At 63.6% G+C, this 17,311-nt stretch carries 18 protein-coding genes; 12 read left to right on the plus strand and 6 right to left on the minus strand.

Annotated features, from left to right (window positions below):
* The first annotated feature begins 232 nt into the window (after window positions 1-232).
* Genes fumC through ACDA63_RS06035 form a run of 3 tightly spaced genes read left to right on the plus strand, consistent with a single transcriptional unit; the run spans window position 233 to window position 2,540 of the window.
* On the plus strand, window positions 233-1,627 hold the full coding sequence (fumC, locus tag ACDA63_RS06025) for a class II fumarate hydratase (protein WP_373662308.1): 1,395 nt from the start codon (window positions 233-235) through the stop codon (window positions 1,625-1,627).
* Between the two features lie 29 nt (window positions 1,628-1,656).
* Window positions 1,657-2,151, plus strand: a complete 495-nt coding sequence (locus ACDA63_RS06030; protein WP_373662309.1) for a DUF1579 domain-containing protein — start codon at window positions 1,657-1,659, stop codon at window positions 2,149-2,151.
* On the plus strand, window positions 2,148-2,540 hold the full coding sequence (locus ACDA63_RS06035; protein ID WP_373662310.1) for a DUF488 domain-containing protein: 393 nt from the start codon (window positions 2,148-2,150) through the stop codon (window positions 2,538-2,540). The genes ACDA63_RS06030 and ACDA63_RS06035 overlap by 4 nt, the downstream gene beginning before the upstream one ends.
* Window positions 2,541-2,807: 267 nt before the next feature.
* Here the strand turns inward: ACDA63_RS06035 and msbA are convergent, their stop codons facing one another.
* Window positions 2,808-4,580, minus strand: coding sequence for a lipid A export permease/ATP-binding protein MsbA (gene msbA, locus ACDA63_RS06040; protein WP_373662311.1), 1,773 nt, complete (start codon window positions 4,578-4,580; stop codon window positions 2,808-2,810).
* 25 nt (window positions 4,581-4,605) lie between these two features.
* Window positions 4,606-5,271: a tyrosine protein phosphatase gene (locus tag ACDA63_RS06045; protein WP_373662312.1), complete on the minus strand. Its 666-nt coding sequence runs from the start codon at window positions 5,269-5,271 to the stop codon at window positions 4,606-4,608.
* A gap of 100 nt (window positions 5,272-5,371) precedes the next feature.
* On the opposite strand from ACDA63_RS06045, the gene ACDA63_RS06050 reads away from it, so the two are divergent.
* Window positions 5,372-7,333 carry an ATP-dependent DNA helicase gene (locus tag ACDA63_RS06050; protein WP_373662313.1) on the plus strand — a complete coding sequence of 654 codons (1,962 nt, stop codon included), beginning with the start codon at window positions 5,372-5,374 and terminating at the stop codon, window positions 7,331-7,333.
* Between the two features lie 18 nt (window positions 7,334-7,351).
* On the opposite strand, the gene ACDA63_RS06055 is transcribed toward ACDA63_RS06050, so the two are convergent.
* Together ACDA63_RS06055 and ACDA63_RS06060 are read right to left on the minus strand one after the other, a co-directional pair.
* Window positions 7,352-8,158 (minus strand): class I SAM-dependent methyltransferase, encoded by an 807-nt coding sequence (locus ACDA63_RS06055; RefSeq protein WP_373662314.1) that lies wholly within the window; start codon window positions 8,156-8,158, stop codon window positions 7,352-7,354.
* A gap of 104 nt (window positions 8,159-8,262) precedes the next feature.
* Window positions 8,263-8,763 (minus strand): DUF1877 family protein, encoded by a 501-nt coding sequence (locus tag ACDA63_RS06060; RefSeq protein WP_373662315.1) that lies wholly within the window; start codon window positions 8,761-8,763, stop codon window positions 8,263-8,265.
* A gap of 210 nt (window positions 8,764-8,973) precedes the next feature.
* Here ACDA63_RS06060 and ACDA63_RS06065 point away from each other — a divergent pair, with 210 nt between their 5' ends.
* From ACDA63_RS06065 to ACDA63_RS06080, 4 genes are all read left to right on the plus strand, one after another.
* Entirely contained in the window at window positions 8,974-9,498 is a 525-nt protein-coding gene (locus tag ACDA63_RS06065; RefSeq protein ID WP_373662316.1) for a hypothetical protein, read from the plus strand.
* A 277-nt stretch (window positions 9,499-9,775) separates the two neighbouring features.
* A complete protein-coding gene (locus ACDA63_RS06070) occupies window positions 9,776-10,465 on the plus strand; it encodes a bifunctional 4-hydroxy-2-oxoglutarate aldolase/2-dehydro-3-deoxy-phosphogluconate aldolase (protein ID WP_373662317.1) in 690 nt (229 codons plus the stop codon).
* Between the two features lie 12 nt (window positions 10,466-10,477).
* Window positions 10,478-11,578, plus strand: a complete 1,101-nt coding sequence (locus tag ACDA63_RS06075; protein WP_373662318.1) for a sugar kinase — start codon at window positions 10,478-10,480, stop codon at window positions 11,576-11,578.
* Between the two features lie 192 nt (window positions 11,579-11,770).
* Window positions 11,771-12,475, plus strand: a complete 705-nt coding sequence (locus ACDA63_RS06080) for an SGNH/GDSL hydrolase family protein (protein ID WP_373662319.1) — start codon at window positions 11,771-11,773, stop codon at window positions 12,473-12,475.
* Here ACDA63_RS06080 and opgC read toward each other — a convergent pair.
* Window positions 12,453-13,601: an OpgC domain-containing protein gene (gene opgC, locus ACDA63_RS06085; RefSeq protein WP_373662320.1), complete on the minus strand. Its 1,149-nt coding sequence runs from the start codon at window positions 13,599-13,601 to the stop codon at window positions 12,453-12,455. The two genes, ACDA63_RS06080 and opgC, sit on opposite strands and share 23 nt — an antisense overlap.
* Window positions 13,602-13,688: 87 nt before the next feature.
* Window positions 13,689-14,687, minus strand: a complete 999-nt coding sequence (locus ACDA63_RS06090) for a 2-hydroxyacid dehydrogenase (protein WP_373662321.1) — start codon at window positions 14,685-14,687, stop codon at window positions 13,689-13,691.
* A 193-nt stretch (window positions 14,688-14,880) separates the two neighbouring features.
* Here ACDA63_RS06090 and ACDA63_RS06095 point away from each other — a divergent pair, with 193 nt between their 5' ends.
* From ACDA63_RS06095 to ACDA63_RS06110, 4 genes are read left to right on the plus strand one after another with little or no spacing between them, the layout of a single operon-like run.
* A complete protein-coding gene (locus ACDA63_RS06095) occupies window positions 14,881-15,387 on the plus strand; it encodes a Tfp pilus assembly protein FimT/FimU (RefSeq protein WP_373662322.1) in 507 nt (168 codons plus the stop codon).
* A complete protein-coding gene (pilV, locus tag ACDA63_RS06100) occupies window positions 15,359-15,766 on the plus strand; it encodes a type IV pilus modification protein PilV (protein WP_373662323.1) in 408 nt (135 codons plus the stop codon). The genes ACDA63_RS06095 and pilV overlap by 29 nt, the downstream gene beginning before the upstream one ends.
* On the plus strand, window positions 15,750-16,775 hold the full coding sequence (locus tag ACDA63_RS06105; RefSeq protein ID WP_373662324.1) for a PilW family protein: 1,026 nt from the start codon (window positions 15,750-15,752) through the stop codon (window positions 16,773-16,775). The genes pilV and ACDA63_RS06105 overlap by 17 nt, the downstream gene beginning before the upstream one ends.
* Window positions 16,772-17,305, plus strand: a complete 534-nt coding sequence (locus ACDA63_RS06110) for a PilX N-terminal domain-containing pilus assembly protein (protein ID WP_373662325.1) — start codon at window positions 16,772-16,774, stop codon at window positions 17,303-17,305. Before ACDA63_RS06105 ends, ACDA63_RS06110 begins: the two co-directional genes overlap by 4 nt.
* Window positions 17,306-17,311: the final 6 nt, after the last annotated feature.

The following is a 17,311-nucleotide window of genomic DNA, read 5'->3' on the forward strand; positions in this document are numbered from 1 at the left end:
TCCACCGATCGGGCTCCCGGGGCAAACAACGCTATGAATTATTTGAGTGGTGGTCGATTATCGCTGTTGGGACATGGGCGACAGCGCCGCGTTGCGCCGCGGCGACGAGCGGGCGGCGCGGCGCGACTGATGAGGGTGGGCGGTCGCCCAGGAACGACGAACGGCACGGGTTAGGAACGTTGCTGCAATGATCGGGTCGGAACTTTTCCGCAACGCTGTGGAGGAGCAGGCAATGAACCAGGGCGATGTACGCAAGGAGCGCGATACCTTCGGCGAGATTGAGGTGCCTGCTGTGTCCTTGTGGGGCGCGCAGACGCAGCGCTCACTCGAGCACTTCGATATTTCCACCGAGAAAATGCCGCCGCGCCTCATCCGGGCCATGGTGGAAATCAAGCGCGCGGCGGCCCGCGTCAATCGCCAGCTGGCCGGATTGGACGAAGCCAAGACCCGCGCCATCGTGGCGGCGGCCGATGCGGTGCTGGCTGGCGAGCATGAAGGCGAATTCCCGCTGGCGATCTGGCAGACCGGGTCGGGCACGCAGACCAACATGAACGTCAATGAGGTGCTGGCCAACCTTGCCAGCGAGATCATGGGCGGCGTGCGTGGCGAAGGGCGCCTGGTCCATCCCAATGACGACGTCAATCGCAGTCAGTCGTCCAACGATGTGTTCCCCGCCGCGATGAACGTGGCGGCCGTGCTGGCCTTGCGCGAAACCCTGCTGCCTGCGCTGCGTGCGCTGGCGGCGACCCTGCGCGACAAGTCTCGGAGCTTCGATGACATCGTCAAGACGGGGCGCACCCATCTGCAGGACGCCACGCCACTCACCCTGGGGCAGGAAATCTCCGCCTGGGTGGCGCAACTCGAACATGCCAGCGTGCACATCGAGGCCGCGCTGCCGCATCTGTCCGAACTGGCTCTGGGCGGCACAGCGGTGGGAACCGGCCTGAATGCCCCGCGCGGGTTTGCCGAGGCGGTGGCGGGCGAGCTGGCTGCGCGCACCGGACAGCCCTTCGTGACAGCGCCCAACAAATTCGAAGCGCTGTCGGCCAGCGACGCCATCGTCCATGCGCACGGTGCGCTCAAGGGGCTGGCGGCGTCGCTCATGAAAATCGCCAACGACGTGCGCTGGCTTGCCAGCGGCCCGCGCTGCGGTATCGGCGAGATCACCATCCCCGAGAACGAACCCGGCAGTTCGATCATGCCCGGCAAGGTGAATCCGACGCAGTGCGAGGCGCTCACCATGCTGTGCTGCCAGGTGATGGGCAATGACGTCGCCATCAATGCGGGCGGGGCGATGGGCAACTTTCAGCTCAATGTGTTCCGCCCGATGATCGTCCATAACTTCCTGCAGAGCGTGCGCCTGCTGGCCGACGGCATGAACAGCTTCGACATGCACTGCGCGCAGGGGATCGAGCCGAACCGCGCGCGCATCGGCGAACTGCTCGACCGCTCGCTGATGCTGGTGACGGCGCTCAACCGCCACATCGGCTACGACCGCGCCGCCGCCATCGCCAAGAAGGCTCATCACGAGGGCACCACGCTGAGGGATGCCGCGCTCGCGCTGGGCTATGTGTCGGCGGAGGATTTCGACCGTTGGGTCAGACCGGAGGACATGCTGGGCCGTTAGCACCCGATACGACAGAGAGGAGACACATCATGCAAGTAGAAGCGACCACCGAGCATCAGTGGCTGGCTCAGCACCTGATCGGAGAATGGACTTTTGTGAGCCGTGCGATGACCGAGCTCGGTACGCTCTCCGAAGAGCGCTATCACGGCAACGAAACGGTCCGCGCGCTGGGCAAGATATGGGTTCTGTGCGAAGGGCAGGGCGACATGCCGGGCGGCGGTATCGGCCACATGCTGATGACGCTCGGCTACGACCCGGCCACCGGCCGCTATGTCGGCAGCTGGATCGGTTCGATGATGACCCACATGTGGCACTACGACGGCGAACTGGACCCGGCCCGTCGGGTGCTGACGCTGTCGTCGGTCGGACCGGACTTCGGCGCGCCCGGCAAGACGCGCAATTATCGCGACGTGATCGAAATCCACTCGCTCGATCATCGGACGCTGCGCTCGTTTATGCAGACGGACGAAGGAGGCTGGCAGCAATTGATGGAAGCCCACTATCACCGTGCGAGGCCCGAATGAGCCTTGCGATCGTAAGACTTGGCTCTCCGCGCCTGTCGGACGAAGGGCTGCGCATCGGTACGGTGCGCCGGCCGCCGCGCGGTGTGTCCAAGGAGGATTTCGCACGCCAGGACTGGTATGACGTCTGGTTGCCCGAACTCTCGCCCAGCGCGGAACTGGTGAAGACCGCACAGGCCGCAAGCACGGACGCCGAGTGGGCCGCATTTGCCCGGCATTACCGTAGCGAAATGAAGGCGCCGGCGGCAGAGCATCTGCTCTCGCTGCTGGCGGCCATGTCCCACCAGACCCATATTGCCGTCGGGTGCTATTGCGAGAACGAGGCGCACTGCCATCGATCGGTACTGCGCGAACTGCTGGTCGAACATGGTGCCGCGCTACGGATCGATTGAGGCATCGACGTTCTGCACCGCGATGGGGCGATGTGCGGTTTGTCGTGGTCCCAGGCTTCGAGGGTGCCGCTTGTCCCGGCCCTAAGCCATTGATCCGTATGCGGATCGAAAACTGGTACAAATGCTGCTATGACGAGTGTGAGTCGTCGGCAAGCGTGTTTTGCAGCGACATTGTTCTCCTCACACGGCGATCCCCCTACGGATTCGACCGGATTCCAGGCGCTTCGGCGCCTGTTTTTTTGTCGCGCGCGGCGGCCCGGACCGGGCTCAGCGCGAGAGGTCGACCGCCGGGATCGAAGTGGTGTCTTCGATGATCTCTTCGCCGCTTTGCAGCAGCTTGGCGTAGGCACCGCCGGCCGCGACCAGTTCGGCGTGACTTCCGATCTCGACGATGTGCCCGTGCTCCATGACGACGATGCGGTGCGCGTCGCGAATGGTCGACAGGCGGTGTGCGATGACAATCACGGTACGGTTGCGGCGCAGCTCGACGAGGGCTTCGCGTACGACGCGTTCGGATTCGTTGTCGAGTGCCGACGTGGCTTCATCGAGCAGCAGTATCGGCGCGTTCTTGAGGAAAGCGCGAGCGATCGCCACGCGCTGACGCTGGCCGCCGGAGAGCAGGTTGCCGTTGGTGCCGATGCGCGTCTGCAAACCTTGCGGCAGATTCTGGATGAACTCCCAGGCGTGCGATTGCCGCGCAGCGCGGATGATGTCCTCTTCGTCCGCGTCCGCGTTGCCGTAGGCGATGTTGGCCGCCACGGTGTCGTCGAACAATGCGGCGTGCTGGCCGACGACGGCCAGTTGCGCGCGGAGATTGGCAAGCTTGAGCTCGCTGGCCGGGACGCCGTCGAACAGGATGCGGCCTTCCTGCACGTCGAAAAAGCGGGCGAGGAGCGCGATCAACGTGGTCTTGCCGCTGCCTGATGCCCCCACCAGCGCCACCGTTTCGCCGGGTCGCACGTCGAGGTTGAAGTCGCGTACGGCCCAGTGTTCCTGGCGCGGGTAGCGGAAGCTCACATGTTCCAGCGCGATGGCGCCATGGGCGCGATCGAACGTACGGGTGCCGGTGTCGACTTCCGGTTCGGCATCGAGCAGTTCAAAGATGCTCTGCGCGCCGGCCAGCCCGCGCTGGATGGTGGCGTTGATGTTGGTGAGGCGACGGATCGGTTCGAACAGCATCGCCATCATGGCGACGTAGGCGACGAACTCGCCCGGCGTGAGCATGTTGTTGCGCGTGAGATTCGACGCGATGTAGATCACCAGCGCGACGGCGGTCGAGGCCAGCACCTGCACCAGCGGCACGTTGGCGGCCGACAGGCGCACCACGCGCATGGTTTCCTTACGGAGGCGCACGGCGATGTGCTCGAAACGCGAGGATTCGTGCTGCTGCGTGCCGAACACCTTGATTTCTCGCAGGCCGGCCAGCGACTCCTCGACCGAATTGGTCATCTCGGCCATGCGGTCCTGCATCTGGCGGTTGGATGTACGCATGCCCCGGCTTGCCTTGCGGATCACCCATGCCACGATCGGGCCGATGGCGAGCATCACCAGCGTCAGATGCCAGGCTTGCCACAGCAGGGCCACCGACAGCGCCACGATGGTGAGCGAATCCTGGATCACGACGATCCATGCCGTGGACAGGGCCGAGCCCACCTGCGGAATGTCGTAGGTGATGCGCGAGAGCATGCGACCGGAAGTCTGTTCCTGGTGCGCCGCGATGGGCAGGCGCATCTGGTGGTCGAACACCTTGCGGCGCAGATCCTCGATCGCCTTGTTGGCCACCCACTGGCTGGCAACGTTGGCGCAGTATTCGGCGAGGCCCTTGACGATGGCGACGAGGACGATGAGCAGCGGAATCTGCCACATCGAGGTGGTGTTCTTGGCGATCAGGCTCTGGTCGAGCAGCGGCTTGACGAGCCCCGGCAGCACCGGGTTCATGCCGGCGGCCACCGCCATCGCCACCATCGACAGGAGCGACACCCGCCAGTACGGCTTGATGTAGACGATCAGGCGACGGTAGAGCTGCAGGGAGTCTTTCATGCGTGGGATTCCGTGGCGGGCGACGTCATTCGCGGTCGAGGACCCGGTCTACGACGAAATCGGCCCAGCCCTTGGCGTGGAAGCGTGCGCGCAGCGCTTCGCGGTCGTAGACCGTCTCGACCCAGGTCATGAAGTCGATCGGCGTCCGGGCGTTGTAGGCAAGATAATCGTAGAAGAACGCGTCGAGAATGCCGGTCTTGGATGATTTGATATGGCCGTAGATCCAGCCCAGTTCGCTCAGGGCTTTTTCGATGGGGTCTCCCAGCCGGAAGTGGCGGTACAGCACCGAGGCGAAGCCGGCGCGGTCCGCGCCCGACTTGCAATGCAGCATCGCCGGGTATTCGAGGCGCTCGAACAAGGCCTTGGTGGCCTGGATGACCTTCACCTCGGGCGCGCTGCGCGACAGGATGCCCTTGTGGTTGATCAGTTCGATGCCGAGTTCGCGGCAGGCGGCTTCTTCCAGCGCGTAGCGACCGCTGTCGTCCGCGCCGCGCAGGTTGATGATGCTGCGGATGCCGTATTTGCGGTGGTATTTGCGAATCTGGCGCGGCGAAGGCTGGCTGCACCGATACATCCCTCCCGGCAGGGCGTGGACGTTGTTGTAGATTTCGCGGAAGAAGCCATGGTCGACGAAGAACATGTCGAGCCATGCCAGCATGCGCTCTTTGAAGGAGTCGAGTTTCCGCGTCACAAAAGGGGTCCGGGTGGGCAAACAGGCGATTATCCCGGTCAGGAGCGTCCGCCACAAGCCGCGTGCTAACATCGGCGGCTGATCCGCGCCACATATTCACATGCAGGACATTGCCAGCCATTTCGCCGACGACGGCTCGCTCGCGCGAGTGATTCCCGGATTCCGACCGCGTCCGCAACAGCTTGAAATGGCGCAGACCATCGCCGCTGCCGTCAAGGGCAACCGCGTACTCGTGGCCGAGGCGGGCACCGGCACCGGCAAGACCTTCGCGTACCTCGTGCCGGCGCTGCTGTCCGGCGGCAAGGTCATCATCTCGACCGGCACCAAGACCCTGCAGGACCAGCTCTTCCACCGCGACCTGCCCGCCGTGCGCAACGCGCTGCGCGTGCCGGTGACCGTCGCGCTGCTCAAGGGGCGCGCCAACTACGTCTGCCACTACCACCTGGAGCGGGCCCAGCTCGAAGGGCGTTTCTTTTCGCGCGAAGACGGCGAGCATGTTCGCACCATCGCGCGCTTCGCCAAGGTCAGCAAGACCGGTGACAAGGCCCTGTGCGCCGAGGTGCCGGAGGATTCCACCGCGTGGTTGCAGGTGACGTCCACGCGCGAGAACTGCCTTGGCCAGGAATGCCCCAACGCCAAGGAATGTTTCGTCATGGCCGCCCGCCGCGCCGCGCAGGAAGCCGACGTGGTGGTGGTCAATCACCATCTGTTCTTTGCCGACGTCATGCTGCGCGACGAAGGCATGGCCGAGCTGCTGCCGGCCTGCAACACGGTGATCTTCGACGAAGCGCATCAATTGCCGGAAACGGCCTCGCTGTTCTTCGGCGAATCGGTTTCAACGGGGCAGATGCTCGACTTGGCCCGCGACACCCGAAACGAAGCGCTGGCTTCTGCGCGCGATTTCGTGCCCCTGCAGGACGCCACGCGCTCGCTCGAAAAGGCTGCCCGCGATCTGCGGCTGGCGATCCCCGGCGAAAACGCGCGCTACGGCTACGCTCAGATGGCCGACAACGCGGATTTCCACAAGGCGGTGGATGAGGTCGAAGCCCAGCTCGAGAACTTCGTCGCGTTGGCGGAAACGCAGGCCGAGCGTTCCGAGGGACTGGAAAAATGCTGGCAGCGCGCCACCGACATGAGCGAGCGCCTGCAACGCTGGCGGCGCGTCGACCAGCCGGACATCATCCGTTGGGTGGAAGTCTTCAGCCAGTCGGGCGCGCTCAACAGCACGCCGCTCAAGGTCGCCGATATCTTTGCCAAACAGATCGAAGGCAATGCCAAGAGCTGGATTTTCACCAGCGCGACGCTGGCAGTCGGCAAGAGTTTCGGCCACTACAACGATGAACTCGGCCTGAGTCAGCTCGAACAGCCGCCGGAAACCGCCATGTGGGGAAGCCCCTTCGAGTACGGCGAACAGGCGGTGCTGTATGCACCCACCGGCATGCCCGATCCGAACAGCTTCAACTACGCCGAGGCGGTGGTCGAGGCTGCCGTGCCGGTAATCCGCGCCGCACAGGGCAGGGCATTCGTGTTGTGCACTTCGCTGCGCGCCATGCAGCGCATTCATGAAGGCTTGCTCGAACGCTTCACGCGCGAAGGGCTGGAATTCCCGCTGCTGATGCAGGGGCAGGGCTCGCGTTCCGAACTGCTCGACCGTTTCCGTCGCCGCGGCAATGCGGTGCTGGTAGCGAGCCAGAGCTTCTGGGAAGGCGTCGACGTGCCGGGCGATGCGCTGTCGGTGGTGATCATCGACAAGCTGCCGTTCGCGCCGCCCGACGATCCGGTCCTCAAGGCGCGCGTCGAGTGGATGGAAAAGCAGGGCCGCAACCCGTTCATGGAATACCAACTGCCGCGCGCGGTGATCAGCATGAAGCAGGGCGCCGGGCGGCTGATCCGCACTGAGCGGGATCGCGGCGTGCTGATGATCTGCGACCCGCGCATGATCAGCAAACCCTACGGCCGCCGCGTGTGGCAAAGCCTGCCGCCGATGCGCCGTTCCCGGGCCGAAGAAGAAGTGGTGGAGTTTCTCCGCCAGTTGCCCGCGCCGGCCACCTCGCGCGACTGAAGCGGGCGCGTGGAAGATTCAGGCCGGGATCAGTTCATCGAGCCAGAAAGGCTTCGGTCCGGGCGGAAAGAATGCGTGCCACCAGGATTCGCCGAAATGGTGGTATTGCAGGCCGACGCTCTGCCCGAGCAGTTTCATCGATCTTTCGGTCTGAAATGAGATGTGCCCATTGCGGGGCACGCAGTACCACCATTTGTCCAGACCGGCGCTCACGATTTCGGGGCGACATAGCTCGGTGGTGAGCAGAATGCCGCCACCTTCTTCCAGGAGTCCGGCGAGGTTCGACATCAGCAACAATGGGTTGGTCACGTGTTCGAATACTTCAAAGCACGTCACCATGTTGAATTTCCTGGAAGGCGGCGTGCTGTCGGCCGTGAAGGGGTCGAAGCTCGCCACGTCGGCGAAACCCGCCTCGCGCAGCCTGTACTCGAGGATGCCCGATCCGGACCCATAGTCCAGGATCGCCAGATCGCGGCTCCATTTCTGGAAGTGGAAAGTCAGCGTCCTGGCGAATTCGCTCGCGCGCTTTCCGGAATAGTCGGGGTCATGGACGAGATATTCGTCGTTGTAGATGTGCTCGGCGAAATCTGCCTCATCCCAGGCATCAAAATAGCGGGTGAATGTGAAACCGCATTCGGAGCACTGGTAGAAGTAGACCGGTCTTCCGCTGTATTCCCCGACTTTTCTGCCTGCGCGGAAATCCGTTCCGCTGAATGACGCGTCGAACAGGCCGACGATTCTCGATTCGGCGCGACATATCTTGCAGTCGCACGTCTTCGGTGTACGCGGGATTTCAAAAGAATTATGTTGCTCGCGCTCGTGCATGATTTTGTCTGGCCGTCCCAGTGTTTATAGGAAAAAACGGAGCCGGCCGCGCGGAGCTTGCACCGGCGCCGTTCATGCAAAGTCGTTTTACGGGGCGGAGTGCCTCAGGCGTCCACGGTGAAGATCACGGCGCGGTCGGCTGCCGCTGCGCGCTCGAACAGATCCACCACGTTGCCGAACAACGCCCACACGTAGGCGAAATCCTCGTCGCTCAGTTCCGAGCCGTAGCTTTCGCGATCGATCTCGTCGTAGCGCTCGTGCAGTGAGTCGCGCGACATGCGCCGCGCGGCGACGGCGACTTCCTTGACCTGGGCAGCCGTGACATACGAGACGGTGTACTCGGTCTCTTCCCAGGCCACGAGCTGGCGCCCCCCGCAGATGAGGTGGTTGAGCGGATACTCGCCGCCCTCGTAGAGCAATTCTCCATTGCAGAAGCAGCGATGGATGGCGTCCCAGGCAGTGTCGGATTCGGCCAGCCAGTTCTTGTCCCAGGCCTCTTCGATGTCGGCGATGACATCGAGCAATGCGTCGTCGTCGCCTTCGGCGGCCAGCAAGCGCGCTTCCTGCTCGGCGTCGAGGGCGAAATGGATTCCCTGGTAGGTCATGGAGCGGCCTCCTGCGAAAAAGGTCTGCATTGTCTCGCGACGCGCGTGGGCGGCCAAGCCCGACGCTCGTCGTGTTTTTCGTGCCGCATATCACGCCGGCATGTCTCGATACGGGAAACCCCCGTCGCCCCATCGCCGGCCTTTGGCTAGCCTGCGAGCACGCGCAGTGCATGTGTGCTGCATGCTGCGTGCCCCCGGAGGCGTACAACGATGCTCAACGACATTCTCGTCAAGACAGAGGCGGGACAGCAGGAAATCCAGGATCGCAAGCTCAGGCTCACGCCGCGTCAACGCACCTTGCTGGTGACCGTGGACGGCAAACAGACCGGCACTCGACTGCTCGAAACGCTGGCGCCGGCCGGCGTGACCGAAGATATGTTGATGTCCCTGATCGAGCAGGGACTGGTGGTCCCGGGTGGCGGTGTCGACGGTGGCGGCTCGCCGGCGACGGTGGCGACGACGTTGGCTGCATCGCCGACAGCAGGCCACGTGGCGGTTGCTGAACCGGCCACCGACAGCCAGCGTCTGCAGGCCTTGTACGGTGTGTTCGACGTAACGATCCGCGCCTTCGGCATGCGCGGCTTCATGCTGCAATTGCAGTTGGAGAAAGCCGCCTCGATCGACGATTACCGGAGCCTCGCCGGTAATGTGCTCAGCGTGCTGGACAAATCGAAAGGCGAACGCGCGGTGTCGGACTTCATGAGCCAGGTAAAGCCTTTGCTGGGCACCTTATAGGCATCAAGCGCGTCATCGCCCGACGCCGCGAGCCTTTGCGCCTTTGAATACCGCTATCCAACGCGGGGCGGTCGTTGCCCGCGCCATCACTTATCGCCGGACCGCTTTCGCGACAATCATCATCTATTGCGCCGCAGCATTGGAGCAGGGCTGCCAGAGGTCTCCTATGCTTTGACCATGGTCAGTGTTTTCCCTTGATCGGCAATGCCCGATGCGGGAAAATGCCGGGTTGATGCGCCGCACCCCCTGTGGCGCTTTCTTACTTTGGAGATATGCGATGGCTGCTAAGGACCGTATGGCCGTTCTGTCCGCGATGATGGAACAGGCTGTGATCCCCGTGTTCTATCATTCGGACGTTGAAGTTTGCATCAACGTTATCCAAGCCTGCGCCAACGGTGGCGCCAAGTGCATCGAGTTCACCAACCGCGGCGACTTCGCCTCGCATGTTTTCTACGACGTGACCCGCCACTTCACCAAGGCTGACCCGTCGGTCATCATGGGTGTGGGTTCCATCGTCGATGCCCCGACCGCCGGCATCTACATCGCCAACGGCGCCAAGTTCATCGTCGGCCCGCTGCTGAACGCCGACGTGGCCAAGGTCTGCAACCGTCGCGGCATTCCTTACAGCCCGGGTTGCGGTTCGGCCACCGAAATCGGTGACGCACAAGAATTGGGCTGCGAAATCGTCAAGGTCTTCCCGGGTTCGTCGGTTGGCGGCCCCGAATTCGTCAAGAGCGTCATGGGCCCGATGCCCTGGACGCGCATCATGCCCACCGGCGGCGTCGAGCCGACCGAAGAGTCGCTGCGCAAGTGGTACGGCGCTGGCATCGTTGCCTGCGGTATCGGCAGCAACCTGATCACCAAGGAACTGCTCGCTGCCAAGGATTACAAGGGCATCGAGAACAAGGTTCGCGAAACCGTTCAACTCATCAAGACCATCAAGGCCGACCTGGCTGCGAAAAAGTAAGGACCAATAGAAATGGCTGAACTGAAGATCAAAACGGCGGCGGAGACCAAGTGGGACTGCGTGTCCTTCGGCGAAGTGATGCTGCGCTTCGACCCGGGCTTCGGCCGCGTGCGCAACACCCGCACCTTCCAGGTGTGGGAAGGCGGCGGTGAATACAACGTCGCCCGCGCCATGCGCAAGTGCTGGGGCAAGCGCGCCGCCGTCGTGACGGCACTGCCCAAGAACGACCTGGGCTGGCTGGTGGAAGACTTCATCATGCAGGGCGGCGTTGACATGTCCCACGTCATCTGGCGTGACTTCGACGGCCTGGGCCGCAACACCCGCGTCGGCCTGAACTTCACGGAAAAGGGCTTTGGCCCGCGTCCGGCCCTGGGTTGCTCCGACCGTGGCCACTCGGCCGCCTCGCAGATCCGCCCGGGTGAAGTGAACTGGGAAAAGCTGTTCGGCGAAGAAGGCGTGCGCTGGTTCCAGACCGGCGGCATCTTCGCGGCGCTGGCCTCGAACACGGCCGAAGCCGTGCTGGAAGCCGTTGAAGTCGCCCAGAAGTACGGCACGGTCGTGGCCTATGACCTGAACTACCGCGCTTCGCTGTGGAAGAGCCAGGGTGGCAAGGAAGGCGCTCAGAAGATCAACCGCGAGATCGCCAAGTTCGTCGACGTGATGATCGGCAACGAAGAAGACTTCACGGCCTGCCTGGGCTTCGAAGTGGAAGGCGCCGACGAGCACCTGACCAACATCGAGACCGAAGGCTTCAAGAAGATGATCGAAACCGCGGTCAAGGCATTCCCCAACTTCAAGGTGGCTGCCACGACCCTGCGTAACGCCAAGACGGCGTCGATCAACGACTGGTCGGCCATCGTCTGGTACGACGGCCAGATCTACGAGTCGATGAAGCGCGACAACCTGGAAATCTACGACCGCGTCGGCGGCGGCGACGGCTTCGCCTCCGGCCTGGCCTACGGTTTCCTGGAAGGCAAGGGCCCGCAACTGGCTGTCGAGTACGGCGCAGCCCACGGCGCGCTGGCCATGTCGACCCCGGGCGACACCTCGATGGTGCGCGTGGAAGAAGTCGAAGCAGCCATGAAGGGCAAGGGCGCTCGCGTCATCCGCTAAGCGTTTCTTCCGCTTCATGAGAAAGCCCGGTTGGCGAAAGCCTCCGGGCTTTTTTCTTGCACACTGTTTGATGCATGGCAATGTTGCAACTTGTCACACCTGTCCTACACGGAGTGCCTAGCCAGAATTCAAAAGCAGGAATAGTCTGCGTCGGGTTCCGCCCTGTTGCTTTTTGTCCCCCGTGTAGGTTCCATGCAACGCCATCTCTCTCGCCTCGTTCTTGCCCTGTCCGTGCTCGTTGGCGCACTGCCCAGCCACGCCCAGCAGGCCGTCGCCACGATTGCCGCACCCGCGGCGGCCACCGCCGATGTGCGCTGGGAAGACAGCATCGAAGCCTTCGAGGCCGCCGATCGTGTCCATCGGCCCGAAACCGGCGGCGTCTTGTTCGTTGGCAGTTCGTCGATCCGTCTGTGGAACGACCTGGAGCAGCAGTTCAGCAACGTCCCCGGTGTCATCAAGCGAGGGTTTGGCGGCTCGACCTTGTCGGCGTGCTCGCACTACGTGCAACGACTGGTGACGCCGTACAAGCCGAGGTTGGTGCTGGTGTACGCCGGCGACAATGATCTGGCGGAAGGCCGCACGCCCGAGCAAGTGGCCTACAGCTTCACACGCTTCGTGAATGGCGTGCGGGCCGAACTACCCGACACACGCATCGCTTACATCTCGATCAAGCCGAGCCCGGCACGGATCGGGCTGGCCGAGCCGATCCGCGAGACCAATCGCCTGATCCGTGAGTACATCTCGCACGGCCAGAACCTCGACTACGTCGACATCTACACGCCGATGCTTACGGCCGATGGTTCTCCGCGCGCCGAACTGTTCCGTTCGGACATGCTGCACCTGAACGACACCGGCTACGCGCTGTGGAAGCGCGTCATCTCGGCCCACCTGCCGTAACCATCGGACCTTGCCCGGGGCCCCGGTCCGGGGCCGCAGGGTGGGTGTCGTCCATGCGCGCCGATATCCACGCGACCCCATAGAGCAGGGTCAGGCATCCGATCAGCAGCAGCGCGTCGATCATCGGACCGTGGTCGAACTGCGGGCCGACCAGGGCCAGCGCGAACAGGACGATGACCAGATGCACGCAATAGACCGGCAACGAGGCCGCCCCCAATGTCTGCAGGTATCCGATGCGCGGCAGACGCCGCAGCGCGGCACCGTAGTGCGTCACCAGAATCAGCAGGGCGCAGAAATTCAGCAGACGCATCGGCCCCAGATGCCATTTGTCGAACAGCACGTTGATCATGTCGTCCGGCAGCACCTGGCCGAACGTATGCCGCCCGATGAAGCCCGCTACCGCGATGACGCCGCTGGCGATGACCATCCAGCGCGGGATGCCCTCCAGCGCACTCGGCGTCGTGACGGTCGTGGTGCCCATCCATAGCCCCATCATCCACAGGAACTGCCAGCCGAAGGTCTCGAATGCGCCGGTTTCCTGGAACGGCACGGACAGGCCCGTGAGCGCCACGACGCCACTGTAGAGCAGGCGGCTGATGTCGAACTGGGCGACCAGCCAGAGCAAAAGACTGCACGTCAGCAGGCCGCGCCATCCATGTTTGAGGGCATGGCTGAGCAGCAACGGACTGACCAGCATGAACAGTACGTAGAGCGGCAGGATGTCGAGCAAGGGCGGGTTGTAGATCATCCCCAGGCCGGCCCAAAGCGCAGTGTTCGGCGCCTTCAGGAAGAACGATATGAGATTGGTGATCGCCGGTTGTTCCACGGCCACACCGATGGCAGCGATCGCCGTGAACAGAAAGATCAACAGCGCCGCCTGGCACAGATAGATTTTGATCGCGCGGCGCAGGAAGGCACTCTGCATCGCCGGCAGGCCGGCCTTGATGGCACGACGGCTATACACCATGCCGGCCATGAAGGCCGACAGGAAGACGAATCCCTCGGCGGCGGACACAAAACCTATTGGCTGGCCGAGCGGATCGGCAAGGCGGGTCGGCAGGTGCGTGACGGTCATCAGCACCAGCATCAGCCCTCTGAGCGCATCCAGTTCCAGTCGCCGCGCCATCGCTGCCTCCTTGCCAACCGGCCATGCCTCGATGGTGCGCGGGCGGGGCGTGGCCGCGTATCGGCCAAACGCTCACAGGGCTGTCGGTCAGGCTGAGATCACCTCGTTGGCCAGCGGTTCCTTGCGTTCGAAGGCCGTAACGTTGCCCAGCGTCGTCTGGGCGATGGCGTGCAGCGCTTCGCGCGTCAGGAAGCCTTGGTGCGACGTGATCAGAGCATTTGGGAAGATCATCAGGCGAGCCAGCAGATCGTCCTGCAAGGGGCGGTCGGACAGATCATGGAAGAACACGCCTTCTTCCATTTCATAGACGTCCAGGCCAACGCCGCCAACTTGCCCGCTCTTCAGGGCGTCGATCAGCGCCACGGTGTCGATTAGGCCACCGCGGCTGGTATTGGCGATTACCACGCCGCGCTTGGTGCGCGCCAGCGATTCGCGGCTGATGATGTGGTGGCTCTGGTCGGTCAGGGGCAGGTGCAGCGAGATCACGTCGGCCTGGGCCAGCACGTCGTTCAGCGGTGCGTACTGGAAGCCGACTTCTTCGGCGATCTTGGGGTTTTCGTACGGGTCGTAGGCCAGCAGCTTCATGCCCAGGCCCTTTGCGATGCGCATGGAACACTGGCCGATGCGTCCGGCGCCCAGCGAGCCGAAGGTCTTGCCATGCAGCGTGAAGCCTTCGAGCCCGTCGAGCGAGAAGTTCTGTTCGCGCACGCGGTTGTAGGCCCGATGAGTCTTGCGCACCAGCGTCAGGATCAGCGCAAAGGTGTGTTCGGCCACGGCCTCCGGAGAATAGGCCGGCACGCGCGCCACTTTGATGCCTTCGCGCTGTGCGGCGACGATATCGATGCCGTTGAAGCCGGCCGCGCGCAGCGCCACCAGCCCGACGCCCAGTTCGGCCAGGCGATGGAGCACTTCGGCAGGCAGTCGGCAATTCACAAACGGACACACAACGTCGAAGCCTTTAGCCAGCTCCACGGTCTTATCGTGGAGACGTTCCTCGAAGAACACGAGTTCGTGGCCAAAGCCGGCGTTGGCGGCCGTCAGGGCCTGTTCGTCATAGGGGTGGGTATCGAAAACGGCGATTCGCATGCTGAACTCCGGGCGCAGGTTCGGGGAAGGTCGAATGAAATTGTGGGCTAATTCCTACCGACGGCCAACAGTACGCATGCATAACCTCCGAAAGACCGATAATGCCCGCCCGTCAGACGTTTCCGTCGAGTCTATTCACGCAAAATAACAAAATCGGTAAAAATACCTATATCTGCACGGTTACACTCAAAGCATGAGGAAAGTCGGGACACCACGCTGCTGTGCCCTGGAGGTCCGCGTCACGCGGGCCGGCGGTTTTACGCTCGTCGAAATGCTCGTTGCGGTGGCGATCCTGGCAATCGTGCTCATGGTGGCTGTGCCAGACATGTCGCGCAACGTATCCCAGACGCAGGGCGCTTCGGCTTCCGACGGGCTGGTGCGCGCCGCGGCCAATGCACGGGCCCTTGCCGTGCAGTCGGGCCGGCGTACGAGCCTGCAGGTCAATACGAACAGCGCGAGCTGCGGCGGGCAGGTCGCCTGGGCGATCGTCCAGGGCAGCACCGCCGTCGGGTGTCTGACGCAGGCCGACTTCAACAAGCGCTATCGCGGCGCGACGATCAGCGGCACCGGAACGGAAATCGTCTACTCGCCGACCGGCATCGCCAATCAATTGACCTCCGATCTCGTGTACGAGATCGCCGCGGGTTCCATCACGACACAGGTGCGCATTAATGCGGGCGGCACGACGCAGGTTCTCTGAGCGCGGCTCGACGCTCATCGAAGTATTGGTGGCCATTCTCGTCCTGGCCGTCGGATTGGTGGGCGGACTCAAGTTGCAGACCGAAAGCCTTCGCCAATCGGCCGATTCCCGCTATGTCGTCGTCGCCGCCACCTATGCACAGGATCTGATGGACCAGATTGCCTACGCACGGGCCGGCTCGTCCGTGACCTATTCGCTGGCGCTCGACGCCGCCACGCCCACCAGCGGCCCGCTGCAAAGCTGGGTCACCAATCTCAAGCGCGACCTGCCCAAGGCGCGCGCATCCGTCTCCTGCACGGCGCCGATCTGCACCATCGAGATCCGCTGGACGCCGCCCGGTCATGACGAAGTGAGTGCCAAGTATGCCGTTCGCACCTGAGCGCCGCGCTTCGCAATCGGGCTTCACCATCGTCGAACTGATGATCGCGATGGTGCTCGGGATGATCGTCATCGGCAGCGCCGTGGCGCTGTTCGTGAACCAGCGCTCGACGTCGCGGCTGGCATCGCAGATGTCCGACATCCAGAACGAAGGGCGCATCGCCATCGACGCGTTGGCGCGCGACCTGCGCGCGGCGGGGGACTTTGGTTGTTCGTTGGCCGAGCCGCCGATCAATACGCTGGTCACGACGACGGCATTCGATTCGTCCGCGGGCGGGGTCCGCGGCTATGACAAAGGTGCCAGCATGACGACGCCGCCGGCGGGGCAGGCGGCGGCCTCGGCCGCGAACCCGGCGTCGGACATCATCGCGCTGACCGGCATCAACGGCGTGCTGACGACACTGGCTGCGGCAACCACGTCCTCGACGGCGGATCTCAAAGTCGCGCTGAATACGCCCGCTCCGAAATCAGGCGATGTCGCCATCATCACGGACTGCATCAACCTGTCCAAATTCCAGGTCACCGGTTACTCCACCGACTCCGACGGCAATGGCGTGGTGGCGCATGCGATCACCAGCGCCAGCGGCACCCTGGGCGGCGGCAACAGCAAGAACGATCTCGGCGCGCTGTATCCGGCCGGCGCCACCGTCGCCACGCTGGACACGCGGTGGTGGTTCGTCGGCCAGCCGACCAACAAACCGAAAGGCCTGTATCGGGTCGATGCCAGCAGTGGCGCCAAAATCCTCATTTCGCCAAAGATCGCCGATATGCGGGTGCGCTATGAAGTCGACTCCGATGGCGACGGCATCGCCGATCTGTTCGGGCAGACTGCCTCGCAGGTCTCCAACTGGAAAAACGTCACCGCCGTCAGCGTCGAACTGCTCGCGCGCTCCGACCAGAACGTGCAGAACGTGACCACCTCGTATGTCTTCGGCGGACAGACAGTGACGGCGCCCGACCGCGCGGCCTACCTGCCGCTGCGCCTCAATCTGGGATTGCGTAATCGATGAGAGTCATTGTCTCGCGCCGACAGTCGCAGCGCGGAGTCGCGCTGATCATGGCGCTCGTCCTGCTGATCATGGTGGCCTTGCTGGCCGCCGTGGGCTTCGGCACCGCGTCGGTCGAGTCGCGCGGCGCCGCCGGCTGGGGCGACCGCCAGCGCGCGTTCTTCCTGGCCGAGAGCGCGGCAAAAGAGGCTGAGTCCGTCGTCGCCGCGCTGACCACGTCGGCGGATCTCGCCACTGCCGTTCGCGCCAAGGGCACGGGCTTTTACGTGCGTGCCGATGGCGGCGTTCCGGCCTACAACCCGTGGCCGACCTCGTCGAGCGTCAAGGCGAGCAAGCTCGTCACCGGCACGACCGACGCCTACTACATGGTCGTATTCGAAGGCTTCGCGCCCGCATTGGGCAGTCAGCTCGTGGGCAACAACGGCGCGGTCAATCTATCGATGAGCGGGCGGCCGCGCTTCACCATCTATGCCAGCGCAGGGGGCCTGCGCGGCGAAACCAACGTCGTACTGTCGATGTCGCGGGAATACTGAGGTCCT

The sequence above is a fragment of the Uliginosibacterium sp. sgz301328 genome (genome assembly GCF_041807905.1).
Taxonomy (GTDB): Bacteria; Pseudomonadota; Gammaproteobacteria; order Burkholderiales; family Rhodocyclaceae; genus JBGVSA01.